This is a genomic window from Streptomyces sp. LZ34, assembly GCF_053890475.1.
Genome location: NZ_CM132680.1, coordinates 8142774 through 8159335 on the forward strand (window position 1 = coordinate 8142774; position 16562 = coordinate 8159335).

The 16562-nt window shown below is 73.5% G+C and carries 15 protein-coding genes and 1 tRNA gene; 6 read left to right on the forward strand and 10 right to left on the reverse strand.

Annotated elements, in window-relative coordinates; translation table 11 throughout:
* Positions 1–20: 20 nt before the first annotated feature.
* The 7 genes from ACWY4P_RS34300 to ACWY4P_RS34330 form a co-directional block, all read right to left on the reverse strand.
* A tRNA-Lys gene (locus ACWY4P_RS34300) sits at positions 21–94 on the reverse strand.
* A gap of 56 nt (positions 95–150) precedes the next feature.
* Positions 151–717 (reverse strand): bifunctional DNA primase/polymerase, encoded by a 567-nt coding sequence (locus ACWY4P_RS34305; RefSeq protein WP_456204426.1) that lies wholly within the window; start codon positions 715–717, stop codon positions 151–153.
* Positions 718–868: 151 nt separating this feature from the next.
* Positions 869–1234 carry a hypothetical protein gene (locus ACWY4P_RS34310; protein ID WP_456204427.1) on the reverse strand — a complete coding sequence of 122 codons (366 nt, stop codon included), beginning with the start codon at positions 1232–1234 and terminating at the stop codon, positions 869–871.
* 450 nt (positions 1235–1684) lie between these two features.
* On the reverse strand, positions 1685–3052 hold the full coding sequence (locus tag ACWY4P_RS34315) for an AAA domain-containing protein (protein ID WP_456213156.1): 1368 nt from the start codon (positions 3050–3052) through the stop codon (positions 1685–1687).
* Between the two features lie 35 nt (positions 3053–3087).
* Positions 3088–4716: a hypothetical protein gene (locus tag ACWY4P_RS34320; RefSeq protein WP_456204428.1), complete on the reverse strand. Its 1629-nt coding sequence runs from the start codon at positions 4714–4716 to the stop codon at positions 3088–3090.
* On the reverse strand, positions 4707–5885 hold the full coding sequence (locus ACWY4P_RS34325) for a hypothetical protein (RefSeq protein WP_456213157.1): 1179 nt from the start codon (positions 5883–5885) through the stop codon (positions 4707–4709). The genes ACWY4P_RS34320 and ACWY4P_RS34325 overlap by 10 nt, the downstream gene beginning before the upstream one ends.
* Positions 5886–5907: 22 nt before the next feature.
* On the reverse strand, positions 5908–6903 hold the full coding sequence (locus ACWY4P_RS34330) for a phosphatase PAP2 family protein (protein ID WP_456204429.1): 996 nt from the start codon (positions 6901–6903) through the stop codon (positions 5908–5910).
* A 289-nt stretch (positions 6904–7192) separates the two neighbouring features.
* On the opposite strand from ACWY4P_RS34330, the gene ACWY4P_RS34335 reads away from it, so the two are divergent.
* The gene (locus ACWY4P_RS34335; protein WP_456204430.1) at positions 7193–7786 is read left to right on the forward strand and encodes a histidine phosphatase family protein; all 594 of its coding nucleotides are present in this window, start codon (positions 7193–7195) and stop codon (positions 7784–7786) included.
* Between the two features lie 137 nt (positions 7787–7923).
* Here the strand turns inward: ACWY4P_RS34335 and ACWY4P_RS34340 are convergent, their stop codons facing one another.
* Positions 7924–9333 carry a hypothetical protein gene (locus tag ACWY4P_RS34340; RefSeq protein WP_456204431.1) on the reverse strand — a complete coding sequence of 470 codons (1410 nt, stop codon included), beginning with the start codon at positions 9331–9333 and terminating at the stop codon, positions 7924–7926.
* Between the two features lie 267 nt (positions 9334–9600).
* On the opposite strand from ACWY4P_RS34340, the gene ACWY4P_RS34345 reads away from it, so the two are divergent.
* Together ACWY4P_RS34345 and ACWY4P_RS34350 are read left to right on the forward strand one after the other, a co-directional pair.
* Positions 9601–9987 carry a hypothetical protein gene (locus ACWY4P_RS34345; RefSeq protein WP_456204432.1) on the forward strand — a complete coding sequence of 129 codons (387 nt, stop codon included), beginning with the start codon at positions 9601–9603 and terminating at the stop codon, positions 9985–9987.
* Between the two features lie 80 nt (positions 9988–10067).
* Positions 10068–10964 (forward strand): spermidine synthase, encoded by an 897-nt coding sequence (locus tag ACWY4P_RS34350; RefSeq protein ID WP_456213158.1) that lies wholly within the window; start codon positions 10068–10070, stop codon positions 10962–10964.
* Between the two features lie 31 nt (positions 10965–10995).
* On the opposite strand, the gene ACWY4P_RS34355 is transcribed toward ACWY4P_RS34350, so the two are convergent.
* Positions 10996–11868, reverse strand: coding sequence for an NAD(P)-dependent oxidoreductase (locus ACWY4P_RS34355; RefSeq protein WP_456204433.1), 873 nt, complete (start codon positions 11866–11868; stop codon positions 10996–10998).
* Between the two features lie 176 nt (positions 11869–12044).
* Between ACWY4P_RS34355 and ACWY4P_RS34360 the strand changes: the two genes are divergently transcribed.
* The gene (locus tag ACWY4P_RS34360; RefSeq protein ID WP_456204434.1) at positions 12045–12923 is read left to right on the forward strand and encodes a helix-turn-helix transcriptional regulator; all 879 of its coding nucleotides are present in this window, start codon (positions 12045–12047) and stop codon (positions 12921–12923) included.
* Here ACWY4P_RS34360 and qcrB read toward each other — a convergent pair.
* On the reverse strand, positions 12917–14587 hold the full coding sequence (gene qcrB / locus ACWY4P_RS34365; RefSeq protein WP_456204435.1) for a cytochrome bc1 complex cytochrome b subunit: 1671 nt from the start codon (positions 14585–14587) through the stop codon (positions 12917–12919). The genes ACWY4P_RS34360 and qcrB overlap by 7 nt on opposite strands.
* A 206-nt stretch (positions 14588–14793) precedes the next feature.
* Between qcrB and ACWY4P_RS34370 the strand changes: the two genes are divergently transcribed.
* Together ACWY4P_RS34370 and ACWY4P_RS34375 are read left to right on the forward strand one after the other, a co-directional pair.
* Entirely contained in the window at positions 14794–15798 is a 1005-nt protein-coding gene (locus ACWY4P_RS34370; RefSeq protein ID WP_456204436.1) for an ABC transporter ATP-binding protein, read from the forward strand.
* Position 15799: 1 nt separating this feature from the next.
* A complete protein-coding gene (locus ACWY4P_RS34375; RefSeq protein ID WP_456204437.1) occupies positions 15800–16546 on the forward strand; it encodes an ABC transporter permease in 747 nt (248 codons plus the stop codon).
* Positions 16547–16562: the final 16 nt, after the last annotated feature.

The following is a 16562-nucleotide window of genomic DNA, read 5'->3' on the forward strand; positions in this document are numbered from 1 at the left end:
GGGGGCCTTCACGCTGTCTGTGCGCCGCCAGGGACTCGAACCCCGGACCCGCTGATTAAGAGTCAGCTGCTCTAACCAACTGAGCTAGCGGCGCCTGCTGACGTAGAAGACCTTAGCACCCGGATCCGGCGGAGTGAAAATCGATATCCGTCACCCCGGAAAAACGGCGGGTGCGCTGGTCACAGGGGTGCGGCCGAGGAGCTGGGAGGCCGCGCGAGCAGCCCGTACGCACGCCCATAACAGCGCCTCGGGGCCGGGCAGCCAGGGGCGCCGGACGTCGGGGGCGACCAGCCAGCGGCCGGTGGCGGCGGCGGGCGTCTCCTCGGGGTACGGCGGCGGAACGGTCACCGCGTCGCCCCAGCTGTAACAGAGCAGCGGCGGGGCGGACGCCGCCCACTCCTCCCAGCCGAGCAGCGCGGCAAGCCGCCGGGCCGCGCCCGGAGCGGCGAACAGCATGACGCGCCCGCGCTGGGTCGCCACCGGGCCGGTGCCCGGCCCGTCGGTCCATAACCGGCTCACCACCCTGCGGCCGAAGAGGGCGTCCATGCTGACCACGTCGAAGGCGGTGCCGCACGGCAGGGTGACGGGCATGGTGGGGCGCTGCGCCCACAGCGCGTGCACGCTACGGGGGCAGGCGCTGGCCGAAGCGAGCCAGTCCGCTCCGGCGGGGGTGACATAGGCGGCGGCGTGATGTGAGTCCCGAGGCCATCTGCTCATGTTTCTACACTTACCGGTGGAGGAGGTTACGTAGGGGGATGAGATAAAACCGGTACGTGACGATGGGGGGTGCGGTATCTTCCGCCCGCATATGCCAACGGCCACTTAGCGGCTAGTAACAGCGGCTATGTATAGCGGAAGATCGTCGCGATCAGTCCGTCGCGTCGCCGCCCCGCATCAGCTCGCGGCCGAATTCGACCATCTTCTTGGCGTAGTCCTCGGTCCACTCCGCCCGCTCCGCGATCACGGCCGGGGTCAGCCGGTCGAACCGCCGCGGATCGGCGAGTTGGGCCGCCGCCATCGCCTGGAACTCCATGGCGCGGTCGGTCGCCGCGCGGAAGGCGAGTACGAGTTCCGTGGAGCGGGACAGCAGCTCACGCGGGTCCTCGATGGACTCCAGGTCGAAGAAGTGCGCCTCGTCCGCGGCGGCCGCGGTGGGTTCGAACAGCAGGGGTGCGGGTTTCAGCCGCCGGGGCGCGGTGCCGTGTGGGCCTTGAGCCGGATGCGGCTCGGGCATGTGATCTCTCCTCGTGCGTCGTCGGACCCATGGGCCTTATCGGCCGAGCTGTCTTGTTCTCTCCCCCCATTGTCGCGCGTGGGGCAAGAGCGCCTCAGGACATACCCGATGGCCGCCAGCTGACACGGTGTTCCGCCAGGTGAGCCAGGACCGCGTGGTTGGCCTCCCACCCATCCGGGCTGTATCCGTTGGCCGCCTCCGGCGGCGTGCCGGCCTCCGTCCGGCGGATGGGGCGCGTCGTGCTGATCGTCTGCCGGGCAGGTGCCCTGAGCGGGGGGTCACGGCCGCCAGCTCACACGGTGTTCCGCCAGGTGAGCCAGGACCGCGTGGTTGGCCTCCCACCCATCCGGGCTGTATCCGTTGGCCGCCTCCGGCGGCGTGCCGGCCTCCGTCCGGCGGATGGGGCGCGTCGTGCTGATCGTCTGCCGGGCAGGTGCCCTGAGCGGGGGGTCACGGCCGCCAGCTCACACGGTGTTCCGCCAGGTGAGCCAGGACCGCGTGGTTGGCCTCCCACCCATCCGGGAACTTCACCGTGACCCCCAGCTGCACCGGCTCCGTCGACGGGTGCTCGTCCAGCAGCTCGGCCACGCCCGCCCGGCACACCACCACGCACGCGTGCCGGTGCCGGGATGCCAGCACGCACAGCCGACCGGTCTCCAGGTGGAACTCCGTCGCGTCCGGCCGCCCCGACAGCGGATGCAGCACCACCGTCACATCGAACTCACGCCCCTGGAGCCGGTTGGCAGTGTCGACCGTGACCCCGGTCACCCCCAGGTCGGCCAGGGCGACCCGGACGGCCGCCGCCTGGTCCCGGTGGGCGGTGCCCACCGCGATCCGGTCCGCCGTCAGCGGCACCGGGTCGGCCGACCGCTCGCTGACCGCGGCCCCGCCCCGGTCCAGCAGCCGCCGCACCACCAGGGCCACGGCGCCGATCGCCTCCGGGTCCGTACGCGGCGTCCGCCGGGCGGGCAGCTCCAGCAGCCCCCACCCCGACTCGGCGGCCTCGTCCAGCACCCGGTCCGGGCCCGAGCCGTCGGAGGGGACGCCGAAGCGCAGCCGCCGGTCGCCGTGGCTCGTGCCGCTGCGGAAGGGCGTGTACGGGTAGAAGGCGTCCGAGACCAGCGGCGCGGCGGAGGCGGGCAGCCGCCAGGACACCGGCAGCCGGTGCTGCGGAAGCTGGGGGTTGTGCGCGAGCAGCGTGGTCACCGCGCTCGCCGACGGGTCGTACGACAGGCCCGCCCACTGCTCCGCGCCCACCACGCTGAACGGGTCCAGCTGCCCGGGGTCGCCGACGAACAGCGCCCGTTCGAAGAGGCCCGCGACGGCCAGCAGCGCGTCCGACCGCATCTGGTACGCCTCGTCGACGATCGCGTGGCGCCACGGCTCGACGTTCTTCACATGCGCCCACTTCGCGGCCGTGGAGACCACGATGTCGAGCCCGGCGAGGTCCGCGACCTTGGCCGAGGCGCGGACGGCCGGGTGCCCGTCGAGCACCGGGTCGTACGGGTGCGGCTCGCTGCTGTGCAGCCGGCCCACGGGCAGCTCCGGGTCCTCCCGGGCCAGCCGGTCCACCAGGTCGTCCACCTGGGCGTTGGTCTGCGCGACCACCATCAGCGGCCGTCCGGCCGCCGCGAGCTCGCGGGCCGCGCGCACCACCAGCGTCGACTTGCCCGCGCCGGGCGGGGAGTCCACGACCACACCGCGGTGCGGGCCGTGCAGCGTGTCGTGCAGGATCGCGTCCGTCGCGCGCGCGGCGGACGCCGCCGGGTCGAACGCCTCGGCGGCGGCGCCCGCCCGCGTGACGGACGCGCCTCCCACGGCCGGGGCGCCTTCCGCGGCCGGGTTCGGGGCGGTCACAGGAAATCCTCCTCGGTCACCGGATCGGGGGCCTGCGCGGCGGCCGCGTCGGGCGGGCCGCCGTGGGTCCAGGGCGTGCTCTCCGCGTCAGGCAGTTCGGGGCCGCCGCGCGGGGCGTGCTCGAACAGGGTCCAGCACACGCGGTCGCCCGCCTCCGGCACCGACCCCTGCTCGGGGGTCTTGCCCCGCCCCATGCCGCCGGTCAACCGCACGACCAGCGCGCCTTCATCGTCCTCCGGCATGTCCGTGTCTGTGTCGTGGAGGGCGGCGTGGCCCGCGAACTCCCCGGTCTGCGTCCTGCCGTCGGCCAGCACGCGGTACAGCTTCACGCCCTCGCCCAGGTGCGGGCGGTCCCCGGTGCGGACCGTGACCAGCGGGCGCGGGCGGGGGACCTTCGCCTCCGACCAGGCCATGACCACCTCGGCGACCTCCCCGGCGAACGCCTCCCCGGCCAGCCGCCGCCCCGCCATCACCAGCGGGTCGTCCAGCGCCTCCTGCGCCTCCAGCTGCGCCTGCGCGGTCTCGCGGGCGGCCAGTTTCTGCGCGGCGGTCACCGCGTCGTCCCGCTTGGGCTGCGGCGGCTCGCCGGCGGCCACCCGGTCCCGGTGGCCGGTGTACGACCAGCGGTCCCGCTTCCACCGGTCGGCCACCCGCGCCCCCTCCGGGAGGGCGCGCAGCAGGTCGAGGCCCCGCCACACCGCGTCCCAGGTGGGCCGCAGCTGCGCGGCGATCAGCTCCCGGATCTCGGCCTCGGCGCGGTGCAGCTCGGCGTGGTGCCGCTCCGCGCGGGCCCCGTCCACGGCCCCGGCGGCCGCCATACGGGCCGCGTCGTAGCGGGCCATCGCGGGCGCCAGCAGCTTGTTGTCGAAGGCCGGGTCGGTGGCGGGGCCCGCGGGCGGGCAGAGCAGCTGTCCGGCCGCGTCCCGCTCCGACTCGGCCCGCAGCGCCGCCCGGTCCCCGGGCTCCCCCTCCGGCGGGTCGATCCAGGCCAGCAGCGCGCCCAGGTGCTGGTCCTCCAGATTGGACTGCCCGGTCGCCCAGTGACGGGTCAGCAGGTCCGTCATCGCCTGAAGCAGGCACGAGCCGGGCACCCGGGACCGCTCCCCGTAGTGCGTCAGCCACCGCCCGAGCAGCGGCACCCGCGCGGGTGCGGGGAAGGGCGTCTCCGGGTCCTGCTCGGCCGTCCGCCGAAACCGCATCGACCGGCCCAGCAGCCGTACGAACTCGCGCGCCGCGCCGCTGGGCACCAGCAGCTGCGGGGCGTCCGCGCACAGCTCGACCTGGACCGGCACCTTCTTCCCGGTCTCCGGGTCGGTCTCCTTGCGCTCCTCCAGGTCGACCTCGTCCGCGTACGAGTCCAGGTACGGCAGCACCACCTCCGCCAGCTCGGCGAGGAAGGCGAACCGCAGGTCGCGGTCGCGCGGCTGCGCCACGGCCAGCAGCCGCGGGGCGTCCCGCTCGGTCCCCACCAGCGCGCCCAGGGGGGCGCCGGCCTCGCCCGCGGTGGTCAGCGGCACGAAGACCAGCGGCCGGTCGGACAGATGGCGATGGCGGACCGTCGCGACAGGCCGCGCCCGCCCGTCCCGGACGGCTTCCATCCGGGCCAGGGTGGTGATCAGCGACACACCGCCTCCACTGCCTCCGCAGCCTCCTTGCTGGGCGTCCGCGCGGCGCGCAGCGCCTCGGCGCGCAGGGCGGCCGCGCGGCGCAGGGCGTCGACCGCGGGGTCGCCGGTGGGCGGGGCCGGGTGCTCGGCACCGTCGGCTTCGCCGAGGGCGGCGGCGAGCACCGCCTCGACGGTCGTCAGCCCGCCCAGCTCGCCCCGTACGCCACGGCCCAGCGACTCGACGCCGCCCGCCGCACGGCACCGCGCCCGGCAGTGGACGGCCAGCTCACACGCGGACAGGCACTCCGGGGCGTAGGCGGCGTCCACCACGTCCACGGCGGCCATCAGCTCGTCGACCGGCCGGGTCACGGTGCGGCCGTCGTCCGCGAGCCGCAGGTCGAAGGTGAGGCCTTCGGGGAGCGCGGCGGCGATCTCCTCGATCCGGGTGAGGCGGGCCAGCTGCCGCCGGGTGACGGCCAGCTGCTTGCGCACATCGACGAGTTCCGCGGTGGGGAGGTTGGAGAAGTCCTTGGGGCACACCAGCAGCACCTCATGCCGCACCCGGGCGCGCGCCTGGGCAGCCACCCGCCCCAGGGCCAGCGCGTACACCGCGGCCTGCCGGGCCGCCGCGCCCACCTTGGCCGGGTCCGCCGAGCCGTCCACCATGGGGAAGGACTTGATCTCGATGACCGTCCAGGAGCCGTCGGGGTGCACCACGACCGCGTCCGGCTCCAGGAAGGCGGGGGAGCCGGCGATGTCCAGGCTCACCATGGGGTGGTCGAGCAGCGCCCAGCCCTTGGCCTCCGTGGCCTCCCGCAGGGCCAGCGCCGTACGCGCCGTGCGGCCCTGCGGGCCGGCCGCGGTCAGGTCGGGGACCGCGGTGGTGCCCGGCTCGGGCGCGGGCGAGCCGTCCCGCAGGCGCTCGTGCAGCAGCCGCATCAGCGCCTCGCCGCCGTCCGCCTTGGCCCGGGCCTCGAAGGTGTTGCCCCGCTGGTGGGCGAACTGGGACTGCCCGAAGGACCCGGGCGCCCCCAGCGCCTCGGCCAGGGCGAGCTTGTCGACCCCCGCGCCGTCCAGCAGCGCGCGGCGGCGGCAGCCGGGGTTGGCGGCCAGCGCGGCCAGCGCGCGGGCGTCCAGGGGGTGCGGGGTGGTGGCCGGGCCGCGCAGCTCGGCGAGCCGCTGCCGCAGCGCCGTCCCCGGCTGCGGCGGTCTAGCCGCCGCTGCCGCTTCGGACCGCCGCGCCGGCCTCCCTGCCGCTGCTGTCGCCGCCCGTGCTTCTGTCCGCGTCCCTGCCCTGCTGCCGAGGGATCCGTTCCCGTTCACGCGCCGAAGTCTCGCACTTGTCACTGACATTCGAGGCGAGATTGACGTTTGAGACGCTGTTCACGGCCGGAACAGCGATTCCGGCGGCCTGGTCGGAGGAGGGGCGGGCCGAGGCGAAGCGGGCCCGGATCCGGCCGGTGAGCCGCAGCGCGGGCTTGGCCAGCAGCAGCCCGACCCCCATGGCGGCCGCCCCGGCGACCGCGTCGAGGAAGTAGTGGTTCGCGGTGCCCATCACCACGAGGGCGATGCTCAGCGGATAGCCGATTCCGAGGGCCTTGATCCACGCCGAGCGCCCGTGCCGCCACAGCACCACGCCGCACCACAGCGCCCACCCCACATGGAGGCTGGGCATGGCCGCGTACTGGTTGGTGAGCCCGCCGAGCCCGCGCGGCGCGCTCGCCTCGCCGCCCCACCAGCCGTACGAGCTGTACTGCGCCATGGTGTCGACGAAGCCGTGGCTCGCCTCCAGCAGCCGGGGCGGGCAGGTCGGCATCAGCGTGAAGCCGACCAGCCCGATGAGCGTGGAGACCAGCAGCCAGGTGCGCAGCAGCCGGTAGTCGGCGGCCCGGCGGCGCTTCCACAGCCAGGCCAGGATCGCGGGGGTGACCACGTAGTGCAGCGAGGCGTACGCGAAGTCGGCCGGTATGCCTATCAGCTTGTGGGTGGTGAATATGTTGTTGAGCGGGGTCTCGAAGTCGATGTTCAACCGCTGCTCGAGGTGGAGAATCCCCAAGCCGTGGTCGACGGCGGTGCTCACGTCGCCCCGGGCCAGCAGCCGGCCGGCCGAGTACGCCGCGTAGACCACAGCTATCAGGGGCAGCTCGGTCCACCAACGTGGCCGACTGCCCTGCCATGTTCGGGCACGGGGCGCGGTCTGGGGCATCCGGACGCTCTCCAAAAAGATCAGGCGGCCAAGAAATGGCGCGCGGTCAACCGTACGGTGTAGGCCAAGCGGCTCGCGCACCGCCCCCGAGATGCGTCCGGAAAACGCGGGTCGCCGCTGGTGGAATCCCTTCGACATCCCCCGGCATCCCCCCGACGGACGGGTGCGCGATCAGGAAGACGCCGAGATCGCCCCCTGGGTTGCGTCCTGAACGGGTGAGCGATGATGGGACGGTACGGCGCTACCGCCCCGGTGAGGCGCTCCCGATCCGGTGAAAGGCACCCCCCTCATGGCACCACGCATCCTCTTGGCCAGGCACGGACAGACGGAGTGGTCGCTGTCCGGGAAGCACACCGGCCGCACCGACATCCCGCTCCTGGAGGAGGGCCGGCGCGGCGCCAAGCTGCTCGGCGAGCGGCTGCACCACGCGCCGTGGGCGGGCCTGCCGGGGGTCGAGGTGCGCACCAGCCCGCTGGCGCGGGCCAAGGAGACCTGCGAACTGGCGGGCTTCGGGGACCGGGCGCGGGACTGGGACGCCTTGCTGGAGTGGGACTACGGCGCGTACGAGGGGATGACCCCCGCCGAGATCAACGCGATCCGGCCCGGCTGGCTGATATGGCGCGACGGCGTCCCGGAGGGCGAGACGCTCGACGGGATCGCGGCGCGGGCGGACGCGGTGGTGGAGTGGGCGCGCTCGGCCGACCGGGACGTGCTGGTCTTCGCGCACGGGCACATCCTGCGGACGCTGGGCGCGCGCTGGCTGGGCCTCGAGGTGTCCTTCGCGGCCCGGATCCGCCTGGAGCCGACCTCTCTGTCGGTCCTGGGCTGGGCGTACGGCGAACCGGCCATCGAGCGCTGGAACGACACGGGCCACTTGGGCTGACGCGCGGTCCGCGAGCTCAGGGGCGTCGCGCAGCGGCGCCCCCCTTTTTTCGGCCCCCCTCCGGGGCGCCTTAGCCCCTGTCGACGGCTCACCGTGCTCGGCCGCCCACGCGGCGGAGCCGCAAATCAACTGCGGCCTCAGGGCCTGCGCGCGCTCTCCCTTTCGACAGGGTCGCGCCCCTTCGGCTCGTAGCGGGCGAGGAAATCGGCCACCTGCGCGTTGCGGGCGTGCGGGCGCAGCACGCGGGCGGTCTCGTCGAGCATCCGCCGGATGCGGGCGGACTTGACCTGGTCCATCAGCTCCAGGGCGCGGCCCGCCGCGACGGCCGCCGCGTCCGGGGCGCCGTCCGCGAGCAGGTCGCTGGCCAGCTCCGTGGTGAACAGCGCGATATTGCGGGTGAAGTGCGGGTTCTGGAGGGCGACCGCGCGGCGGGCGTGTTCGACGGCCCGCCCCCAGTCGCCGAGCGCCGACCAGCACTGGGCCTCCAGGCCCTCCAACTCGGCTTCTCCGTAGAAGGTCATCCACTCGGGGTCGGCGTCGGACGGGCCGCGGCAGAAGAGCGCCTGGGCGCGCAGCAGAGCGCGCTCGCAGCCGGCCCGGTCGGTGAGCCAGGCCCAGCCGCCCGCCTCGCGCAGCGCGATCAGCGACAACAGCCGGGGCGAGGCGAGGCGGTTGGCGGCCCGCTGCGCCGCCTGGGCGGCACGCACGGCCTCGCGTGGGCGGCCCGCGTCGCGGGCGAGGAAGGCGGCGTTGCAGAAGGCGTGTGCCTCCAGGGCGGGGTCGCCCGTGACGCGGGCGGTGGCCAGGGCCTCCGCGTAGTGTGCGCGGGCGTCGGCCAGGCGGCCCGAGTCATGGGCCAGCCAGCCCACCGAGATGGCCAGTTCCCCGGCGCCCGCGTACAGCCGGTCGGCGATCGAGCGGCGTCGCGCGCCCGCGTCGAGCAGGGCGTACGCGGCGTTCAGCGGCTGGGCGGTGTGCGGGTAGATGCTGTCCGCGCCGTGCCGGTCGTCCAGCAGCCGGATCCGGCGGACGGCGTCTTCGACGGCCGCGGCCTCCGGTTCGCCGACCCGGCCGCCGGTCGCGCCGACCGGTTCTTGGAACAGGAAGGCGCGGCGCAGTGGGTCGCCGTCCTCGGCGGGGGCCGTCCGGTGGCCGGGGCCTGGCGCGGGGCCGGGGGGCGGCGCGGGGCCAGGGGGCGGCGCGGGGCTCGCTGCGGGGATCGTCTGGGCGGCGGGCCAGGCCTGGCGGCCGCGTACCGCCTCGCGGGGCGAGAAGCCCAGGTCCGTCAGCGCGCGGCCGGGGAACATATGCCGGAAGACGCGCTCGTACGCGTAGTTGGGGCAGCGGATCGCCCCGGACTCGACGCGGCCGATGTAGCGGGCGTCGCAGGAGACCTGCTCGCCGATCTCCCGCGCGGCTCTCCGTACGGCCGCCGCGAACTCGGCCGGGGAAAGCTGTCCGCGCAGTCGCCGGAAGGCGGTGTTCGGCCGCGGTGACGACGACTGTGACGACGACTGTGGCGGCGAAGACGCTGGAGGTGGCGTCATGGCGGCCCCTCCCTGACGGTGCTCCCGTGTGGGCGAGAGGAGAACCGTACCGGCTGTGGTGCGCCCGGCACTCGGACGATATGGGTAAAACGGTGCATCTCGCCCGCGATTTGCCATGAACTGCCATCCTTTATGGCGGCATTCGGCCGTAGCCGTTGACACTGTCATGCGTTGAGGTCTTTGCAACCCGTCGAGAGGGAGGCCGGAGTGAACATCAGTGGCTCACGGACGGCTGCTCAGCATCTCCCGTGCCAGGACTGTGACCTTGTGACCGTGCCCGCCCGCCAGGGGCTGGAGGCGGTGGATCTCCTGCGCCGCGCACGCGACGGAGTCGGCCCCGTGCTGCACGACAACGCCTGCGACACGCTCGGCTTCGTGGTGCCCGCCGGCACGGCGGCCGGCTGGGACATGCCGGGCAGCGAGTGTGCCGAGACGCCCGGGTGCGGGGTCCGGCTGAGCACGGGCGGCACTGCCGGGAACGGCGCTGGGGCGGGCACCGAGGACGCTGTCGGCGCGGTGTCACCACCGCTGACCGGCACCGGCTGGCTGGTGACGCCGGGCGACGCGTACACCGGCGCGACCGACCCCGCGGAGCTGCGCGCCGCGCTCGGGGAGGCCGCCCGCATGATCGAGGCCGTCGACCGCTGCCAGTGACCGGCGGTCGCCGGTGACCAGCCGCTGCCGGTGATCAACCCTTGCCGGTGACCCGTACCGCTCACCGCATACTGGAGCGCATGGCGAAGGGCGTACGGAAGCGAGCGGCGGCGGCGCGGGGGCGCGAGTCGGCGCGGGCGCGCGCCCTGGAGCCGGTCGCCGCGCCGGTGGACGGCGGGCTGGCCGAGCTGGTGCCCGACCGGGACCGCCCGCGCGCCTGGACCCTCCTGGTGGACGGCAAGCCGCAGTCGCATGTGGACCTCGACGACCCGTCGTACCTCGACTTCGAGTACCAGCGCCGGCTCGGCCACATCGCCGACCTCACCGCCCCGCCCGGCCGCCCGGTCCACGCCGTCCACCTCGGCGGCGGTGCCTTCACGCTCGCCCGCTACATCGCGGCGACCCGCCCCCGCTCCACCCAGCAGGTGGTCGAGATCGACGCCCCGCTCGTCCAGTTCGTACGGCGTGAGGCGCCGCTGAACCCCGCCGACCGGATCCGGGTGCGCGGGGCGGACGCCCGGGCGGGTCTGGGCAAGGTGCCCGACGGCTGGGCCGACCTGGTCATCGCCGATGTCTTCAGCGGGGCCCGCACCCCGGCCCACCTCACCAGCGTGGAGTTCCTCGCCGAGGTGCGGCGGGCGCTGCGCCCCGACGGGCTGTACGCCGCCAATGTCGCGGACGGCCCGCCGCTCGCCCACCTACGGGCCCAGGTCGCCACCGCGCGTGCGGCGTTCGCCCAGGTGTGTCTGGTCGCCGACCCCGCCGTGCTGCGCGGCCGCCGCTTCGGCAACGCCGTCCTGCTGGCCGCCGACCGCGAGCTGCCCCTCGCCGAACTCACCCGCCGCGCCGCCGGGGACCCCCACCCGGCGCGGACCGAACACGGCCGTGCGCTCGCGGACTTCACCGGTGGCGCGGCCCCGGTCACCGACGTGACCGCCGCGCCCTCCCCGGCGCCGCCGCCGAAGGTCTTCGAGTGACTCGCCGCCCTCCTCCGCCGTGCCGGACCGCTCAGCCGGCGGGCTCCGGCGCGACCGGGTTGACCGTGCTCCAGTCCTCCTGGCCCCGGCCTTCGGCGAGCGCGCCGGCGAACAGGGACAGCACGCCGTCGAGCAGCGGGTGCCGCTCCTGCCCGGCGTCCTCGGCCATGCGCGCCGCGTAGGTGAGGTCCTTGTGGGCCCACTCCGCCGAGAAGTTGACGGGCTCGGGCGGGGTCAGGTAGCTGTCCCAGGCGAGCTGGGTGACGACACCGCCGGGGCGGTCCAGCAGCGCGGCGCCGACCTGGCGCGGGTCGAGCCCGATGGCCTGCGCCAGACGCAGAGCCTCGCCGAATCCGGCCAGGTGGATGGCCTGGAGAGCATTGAGGACGAGCTTGAAGCGGGTGCCGGCGCCGGCCGGGCCGAAGTGCTTGACCTCCTTGGCGATGGCGTCGAACACCGGCCGCAGGGCGGGCAGCCGCCCGGCGTCACCGCCGGCCAGCAGCACCAGGGTGCCGGCCCTGGCCGCGGCGGATCCCCCGGTCAGCGGCATGTCGAAGAAGACCGAGCCGCGCCGCTCGCACAGGGTGGCCAGCTCCCGCACCCAGGCGACGGAGAGCGTCGCGGAGGCGATGAGCACCGCGCCCTCGCGGGCCCCGGCCAGGATGCCGTCCGGCCCCTGCCACACCCGGCGGGAGGAGTCGTCGTCGGCGGTCACCTCGAAGACGACGTCCGCGCGGGCGGCCGCCTCGGCGGGGCTGCCGGCCACCACCACGCCCGCCTCGGCGAATGCCCGGGCCCGCTGCGGGTTCCGGTTCCAGACCACGACGGTGTGCCCGTGCTTCAGCAGGTTCTCCGCCATCCCCCGGCCCATGATGCCCAGACCCACCACGGCGACGTTCGCCATCTTCGGCTCCTTCCCGTCGTACGGCTCGTACGACCGCTCGTATGACGGTCCGTACGACCGCCTGTTCGCGACTGCCCTCGAAGTCTGCACGGCGGGCCGTGGCAGAGGGACACCCGCCGAAGGGGGGCCCTGGGAGGGCCCTCCAAGGCCGCCGGTCCCGCGGTCATACTCGAGGGGTGGACATCGACAAGGGACCGGGGCTGGGAGAGTTCCTGCGGACGCGGCGGGCGAGGGTCACGACCGAGGAGGCGGGGCTGCCCGCCACGACGGGCCGCCGCCGCACCGCGGGGCTGCGCCGCGAGGAGGTGGCGATGCTCGCGGGCGTGAGCATCGAGTACTACCGGCGCCTGGAGCAGGGCAAGCAGCACCGCCCGGGCCCGGCGGTGCTGGAAGCGGTCGCCCGGGTGCTGCGGCTGGACGAGGACGAGCGCCGCCACCTGTACGAGCTGACCCGCGCCGCCGACGCCCCGGCGGCCCCCGCGAAGATGCCGCCGCCCTCCCGCACCCTGCGCCCCGACGTGCTGCGCATGCTCGACATCGTCGACCCCTGCCCCGCGTACGTCCTCAGCCGCGCCAACGACCTCCTGGCGGCCAACCGCCGTGGCCTGCGCCTGCTGCCCGGCCTCGAGGAGTGGCCCGAGCGGCAGCGCAACACCGCGCGTTACACCTTCCTCCACCCGGCCGCGCGCCGGCTGTACGGCAACTGGGACGAGGTCGCCGCGGCCACCGTGGCCCATCTGCGGGCGGCCGCGGGCTGCCACGCCGACGCGCCGGACGTGACCGGCGTCATCGGCGAACTGGTGGTGAAGAGCGAGGAGTTCGCCGCCCTGTGGCAGCGTTACGACGTCCGCAGCCGCACCAACGGCCGTAAACACTTCACCCACCCGTCCACCGGCACCATGACGCTCGGCTACGAGGTGTACGAGGTGGCCCGTACCGAGGGCCACCGCCTGGTCGTCTACCAGGCCGAGCCGGGCAGCCCGGACCACGACGCGATGGTGCTGCTCGGACTGGCGGAGGTGCGGGAGGGCATGGAGCCGGCCGCGGGTCAGTGAGCCGGTTCGCGCTCCTCGGGCTCCTGGTGGTGTTCCCGGTACTCCTCCACCGTCGCCTTGGGGATCTGCCCCCGCTCGCCGAAGTAGCTGCGGGAGAGCCTGGCGCGCAGCTTCTCCTTCCGGGACACCTTCCGGGGGATCCCGGCCTCGTCGACCTCCGCCGGCGGCTCGATGGGGATGGGCTGGTCGTGGGCGGTCAGGATGTACCGCTCGGCCTGGGTCAACGGTTCGTGGAGCTCGACGTACTCGCCGTGCGAGAGGCGCTTGATGATGCCGCTTTCGCGGCCGTGCAGCACCTTCTCCCGGTCCCGCCGCTGGAGGCCGATGCACCACCGCTTGGTGACGATGAACACGATCACCGGCACCGCGAAGAAGGCGATCCGGGCGGCCCAGGTGACCGCGTTCAGCGACAGGTCGAAATGGGTGGCGATGAGGTCGTTGCCGCCCTCGCCCAGCAGGACCATGTACAGGCCGATCCAGGCGGCGCCGAAGGCGGTGCGGGTCGGGGCGTTGCGGGGGCGTTCGCCCAGGTGGTGTTCGCGCCGGTCGCCGGTGACCCACGCCTCGATGAACGGATAGAGCCAGATGGCCAGCAGCACCATCGGGAAGACCATCAGGGGGATGAAGACCCCGAGGACCAAGGTGTGGCCCCACAGATTGATCTCCCAGCCGGGCATCACACGGATCAGGCCCTCGGAGAATCCCATGTACCAGTCGGGCTGGGCGTCGGTGGACACCTGGTCGGGGCGGTAGGGGCCGTAGAGCCAGACCGGGTTGACGCTGGCGATGGCCGACATGACGGCGGTGACGCCAAAGACGAGGAAGAAGAAACCACCGGACTTGGCGACATAGATGGGCCACAGGGGCGGCCCGACGATGTTCATGTCCCTTCTTCCCGGCCCGATGTTGTGGGTGTGCTTGTGGTAGACGAGCAGGATCATATGGACCGCGAGCAGACCGAGCATGATGCCGGGGAGCAGCAGGACGTGGAAGGTGAACAGCCGCGGAATGATGATCTCGCCGGGGAACTGCCCGCCGAAAATGAAGAATGTGAGGTAGGTGCCGACCAGTGGCACCGACAGGACCGCACCCTCCAGAAAGCGCATGCCCGTGCCCGAGAGCAGGTCGTCGGGGAGGGAGTAGCCCAGGAATCCGTCGAACATGCCGAGGATCAGCAGGCCGGCGCCGGAGAGCCAGTTGATTTCGCGCGGCTTGCGGAAGACACCGTTGAAGAAGGTGCGCATCATGTGGATGAGCATGCTCGCCACGAAGAGGATGGCCGCCCAGTGGTGGATCTGCCGCATGAGCAGCCCGCCGCGCACATCGAAGCTGATGTTCAGGGTGGACTCGTACGCCTCCGACATGCGGATGCCGTTCAGCGGCCGGTAGGAGCCGTGATAAACGACCTCGCGCATGCTGGGCTCGAAGAACATGGTGAGGTAGACGCCGGTCAGAATGATGATGATGAAGGTGTAGAGGGCGACTTCACCGATCAGATAGGACCAGTGGTCCGGGAACACCTTTCTCAGCTGGGCCTTGCCCATCTTGAAGAGGCCGATTCGCCCGTCGAACCAGTCGGCGAGAGCCTCCCCCTTGCCGGCCCGTTCGGTCCGGCTGGGCCCGTCTTGGTGTGCGGTCGGTCGGCGCCCCGGTTCTGCTCTCATGCCTCACCCTCGTCACCGAGTCTGGATATACCCAGATTTACCAGCACATTCCAGTCGGCGACCATGCGCGGCGGGCCCGCGTAGGCCGTTCGGAGGAAAGGCACGCCCGTATGCCGGTGAGCGCGCCCGCATCAACCGATCGGTTGATGCCGCTTCGAGCGCGATGGGCGATGCCCCGGCGGGCCGGCGGCCGGGATGCTCGGGGCATGCCAATGATCGAAGTCAGCGGGGTGCGCAAGGCGTACGGGGGTCGGCTTGCCGTGGACGGTGTGTCCTTCACCGTCGACGAGGGCGAGATCTTCGGCGTCCTCGGGCCGAACGGCGCGGGCAAGACGACGACCGTCGAGTGTGTGGAGGGGCTGCGGGTCCCCGACGCGGGAACGGTCCGGGTGGCCGGGCTCGACCCGGTGGCCGACCACGACCGGGTCACCCGGATCCTCGGCGCCCAGCTTCAGCAGAGCGAGCTGCAGCCCAAACTGACCGTGCGCGAGGCACTGGAGCTCTACAGCGCCTGCTACCCGCGGCCGGCCGACTGGCGGACCCTCGCCGAGCGGCTGCGCCTCACGGACCTGCTGGACTCCCGGTTCGGCAAGCTCTCCGGCGGCCAGCAGCAGCGCCTTTTCATCGGGCTCGCTCTCATCGGCAACCCCAGGGTCGTCGTGCTCGACGAGCTCACCACGGGCCTCGACCCGCGCGCCCGGCGCGATACGTGGCGACTGATCGAGGACGTGCGGGCCGCCGGGACGACCGTCCTGCTGGTCACCCACTTCATGGAGGAGGCGCAGCGGCTGTGCGACCGGGTCGCCGTGATCAACGCCGGCCGGGTCGCCGCCCTCGACACCCCGGCGGGCCTCGTCGGCCGCACCGCGGGCTCGACCGTCATCTCCTTCACCCCCTCGCGACCGCTCGACGACCGGGAACTGGCCGCGCTGCCCGCGGTCGCCCGCGTGGAGCGTGAGGACGGGCGGCTGGTCATCAACGGGACCGACGAGACCGTCAACGCGGTGGTCACGCTGCTCGCCAGACTCCGCGTCACCGGGCACCGGCTCCGCGTCGTGGACGCGACCTTGGACGACGCCTACCTCGATCTCACCGAAGACCGCGCCGAAGATCTCACCGCAGACCGCACCGCAGACCGCACCGCAGACCGCACCGCAGACCGCACCGCAGACCGCACCGCAGAACTCACCGCGACCGAACAGGGAGCCTGACATGGCCGCATCGGCATCCGCCGCGGTATTGAGGACCGAGGCCCGGCTCTTCGGCCGTGAGCCCGGCGGCCTGTTCTGGATCGGCGTCTTCCCGACCGTACTGCTGACGATCCTCGGGCTGATCCCCTCCTTCCGGGACACCGACCAGGCACTCGGCGGCCTGCGGACCATCGATCTGTACGTCCCGGTCGTCGTGCTGCTCGCCATGCTCATGGCCGGGGTGCAGGCCATGCCGCCCGTGCTCACCGGCTACCGGGAGCGCGGCATCCTGCGCCGCATGTCGACCACCCCCGTCCGGCCCGGTTCCCTGCTGACGGCCCAGCTCGTGCTGCACGGCGCCGCCGCCCTCTGCTCGGCGGCGCTCGCCATCGCCGTCGGGCGGGTCGTGTTCGGCGTCGCGCTCCCCGAGCAGCTCCTCGGCTACGCCGTGGCGCTGGTCCTCGCCACCCTGGGCGCGCTCGCGACGGGCGCCACGATCGCCGCGCTCTCGCCCACCACGAAGATCGCGGGCGCCGTGGGCGCGGCCGTCCAGTTCCCGATGATGTTCACCGCGGGTGTGTGGCTGCCGGTCCAGGCCATGCCGGACACCTTGCGGCTCATCGTGGGGTGCTCCCCGGTCGGGGCCGCCGCGCAGGCGCTGGACGAGGCGGCGGCCGGTGACTGGCCGAGCTGGTCGCACCTGGGTGTGCCCGCGCTGTGGGCGGTGGCTCTGGTCGGCGCGGCGTCGCGCTGGTTCCGGTGGGAGTGACGGAAGCGGGCGGCGG

Excerpts from the sequence above, each read along its gene's own strand:
- ACWY4P_RS34305 (WP_456204426.1), bottom strand. The coding sequence starts at position 717 with ATGAGCAGATGGCCTCGGGACTCACATCACGCCGCCGCCTATGTCACC.
- ACWY4P_RS34310 (WP_456204427.1), bottom strand. The coding sequence starts at position 1,234 with ATGCCCGAGCCGCATCCGGCTCAAGGCCCACACGGCACCGCGCCCCGG.
- ACWY4P_RS34330 (WP_456204429.1), bottom strand. The coding sequence starts at position 6,903 with ATGCCCCAGACCGCGCCCCGTGCCCGAACATGGCAGGGCAGTCGGCCA.
- ACWY4P_RS34335 (WP_456204430.1), top strand. The coding sequence starts at position 7,193 with ATGGCACCACGCATCCTCTTGGCCAGGCACGGACAGACGGAGTGGTCG.
- ACWY4P_RS34340 (WP_456204431.1), bottom strand. The coding sequence starts at position 9,333 with ATGACGCCACCTCCAGCGTCTTCGCCGCCACAGTCGTCGTCACAGTCG.
- ACWY4P_RS34350 (WP_456213158.1), top strand. The coding sequence starts at position 10,068 with ATGGCGAAGGGCGTACGGAAGCGAGCGGCGGCGGCGCGGGGGCGCGAG.
- ACWY4P_RS34355 (WP_456204433.1), bottom strand. The coding sequence starts at position 11,868 with ATGGCGAACGTCGCCGTGGTGGGTCTGGGCATCATGGGCCGGGGGATG.
- qcrB (WP_456204435.1), bottom strand. The coding sequence starts at position 14,587 with ATGAGAGCAGAACCGGGGCGCCGACCGACCGCACACCAAGACGGGCCC.
- ACWY4P_RS34370 (WP_456204436.1), top strand. The coding sequence starts at position 14,794 with ATGCCAATGATCGAAGTCAGCGGGGTGCGCAAGGCGTACGGGGGTCGG.
- ACWY4P_RS34375 (WP_456204437.1), top strand. The coding sequence starts at position 15,800 with ATGGCCGCATCGGCATCCGCCGCGGTATTGAGGACCGAGGCCCGGCTC.